The organism is Castellaniella sp. S9 (genome assembly GCF_027257175.1).
In the GTDB taxonomy this organism is placed as follows: Bacteria; Pseudomonadota; Gammaproteobacteria; order Burkholderiales; family Burkholderiaceae_B; genus Castellaniella.
Map to the genome: position 1 here is coordinate 2,757 of NZ_JAPFGD010000018.1, position 2,336 is coordinate 5,092.

General features: G+C 54.9%; 2 tRNA genes and 2 rRNA genes (1 of these 4 only partly in view). All 4 read right to left on the reverse strand.

The features are described from left to right. Nucleotides 1–145: ribosomal RNA gene (locus OOZ48_RS18335) — 23S ribosomal RNA — on the reverse strand; it reaches 2,434 nt to the left of the window's first position. A 26-nt stretch (nt 146–171) separates the two neighbouring features. Further along, nucleotides 172–247 (reverse strand) — tRNA-Ala (locus OOZ48_RS18340). Between the two features lie 28 nt (nt 248–275). Continuing rightward, nucleotides 276–352, reverse strand: a tRNA-Ile gene (locus tag OOZ48_RS18345). Nucleotides 353–449: 97 nt separating this feature from the next. Then, nucleotides 450–1,988, reverse strand: a 16S ribosomal RNA gene (locus tag OOZ48_RS18350). Together the 16S and 23S rRNA genes with 2 tRNA genes alongside form the textbook arrangement of a ribosomal RNA operon. Between the last annotated feature and the right edge of the window lie 348 nt (nt 1,989–2,336).

Sequence of the window (2,336 nt, forward strand, 5' to 3'; positions counted from 1 at the left end):
CGTCAAGTCGAGCGTTGCGTCTACATTGTTGTGCTTCTTCCAGATTGTTAAAGAACATGGTACTGCACCAAAACGAGCGCCCTAAGACACCCGCCCCAGTCAAGAACACCCTAAGTCCCCTCAGGATGCTCTTGACTAAGTGGTCTGGCCGCGCGCCTGCCACCCAAGCGCTGGTGGAGGATGACGGGATCGAACCGACGACCCCCTGCTTGCAAAGCAGGTGCTCTCCCAGCTGAGCTAATCCCCCCGCGTTCCTTGCCATCGCAATTAACCGTTGGTGGGTCAAGATGGATTCGAACCATCGACCCCCGCCTTATCAAGACGGTGCTCTAACCGACTGAGCTACTGACCCCTTGAGTCTGCTTGTCATGCAGGCCTGGACCTCAGACCATGTACCCAAACAGCCGATAAGCGTGAGCGCTCAAGCGCACCAGACGCGCTTCGCTCTTAAAGGAGGTGATCCAGCCGCACCTTCCGATACGGCTACCTTGTTACGACTTCACCCCAGTCATGAATCTCACCGTGGTAAGCGCCCCCCTTGCGGTTAGGCTACCTACTTCTGGTGAAACCCACTCCCATGGTGTGACGGGCGGTGTGTACAAGACCCGGGAACGTATTCACCGCGACATGCTGATCCGCGATTACTAGCGATTCCGACTTCACGCAGTCGAGTTGCAGACTGCGATCCGGACTACGATCGGGTTTCTGAGATTGGCTCCGCCTCGCGGCTTGGCAACCCTCTGTCCCGACCATTGTATGACGTGTGAAGCCCTACCCATAAGGGCCATGAGGACTTGACGTCATCCCCACCTTCCTCCGGTTTGTCACCGGCAGTCCCACTAGAGTGCCCAACTTAATGTGGCAACTAATGGCAAGGGTTGCGCTCGTTGCGGGACTTAACCCAACATCTCACGACACGAGCTGACGACAGCCATGCAGCACCTGTGTTCCAGTTCTCTTGCGAGCACTCCTCTATCTCTAAAGGATTCCGGACATGTCAAGGGTAGGTAAGGTTTTTCGCGTTGCATCGAATTAATCCACATCATCCACCGCTTGTGCGGGTCCCCGTCAATTCCTTTGAGTTTTAATCTTGCGACCGTACTCCCCAGGCGGTCAACTTCACGCGTTAGCTGCGCTACTAAGGTTAATAAACCCCAACAGCTAGTTGACATCGTTTAGGGCGTGGACTACCAGGGTATCTAATCCTGTTTGCTCCCCACGCTTTCGTGCATGAGCGTCAGTATCATCCCAGGGGGCTGCCTTCGCCATCGGTATTCCTCCACATCTCTACGCATTTCACTGCTACACGTGGAATTCTACCCCCCTCTGACGTACTCTAGCCCGGCAGTTAAAAGTGCAGTTCCAAGGTTAAGCCCTGGGATTTCACACCTTTCTTTCCGAACCGCCTGCGCACGCTTTACGCCCAGTAATTCCGATTAACGCTTGCACCCTACGTATTACCGCGGCTGCTGGCACGTAGTTAGCCGGTGCTTATTCTGCAGGTACCGTCAGTCGCCCAGGGTATTCGCCCAGGCTGTTTCTTCCCTGCCAAAAGTGCTTTACAACCCGAAGGCCTTCATCGCACACGCGGGATGGCTGGATCAGGGTTGCCCCCATTGTCCAAAATTCCCCACTGCTGCCTCCCGTAGGAGTCTGGGCCGTGTCTCAGTCCCAGTGTGGCTGGTCGTCCTCTCAAACCAGCTACGGATCGTCGCCTTGGTAGGCCTTTACCCCACCAACCAGCTAATCCGATATCGGCCGCTCCAATAGTGAGAGGTCCGAAGATCCCCCCCTTTCCCCCGTAGGGCGTATGCGGTATTAGCTGACCTTTCGGCCAGTTATCCCCCGCTACTGGGCACGTTCCGATACATTACTCACCCGTTCGCCACTCGCCACCAAAGAGCAAGCTCTTCGTGCTGCCGTTCGACTTGCATGTGTAAAGCATCCCGCTAGCGTTCAATCTGAGCCAGGATCAAACTCTTCAGTTCAATGCCTGTTATCGTATTGTCCTCGAAATCCCCTCAAAACCAGTCCAAAGACCAGCCCCGCCGGAGACTTCGGGTCATACGTCGCTGCTTGCTCAAAGAAAAAGACCGGTTTCATAGAAATCCATAAAACCTTACTTCTTCTGTTGTGCGAGCACTTGGGTATTACTTTGTGCGCGACCATCCGGCGCCCAGCCACCCGCGGATCTTGCGATCCCGATGCACTGGATAAGCCCGCGATGATCGTCTGCACGCCTGATCCCTCAAGCGCCCACACTTATCGGCTGTTAAGTTGTTAAAGAGCAGTTGTGCCGCAATCAGCACAGAAGCGAAATTATGAACTATCCAGAT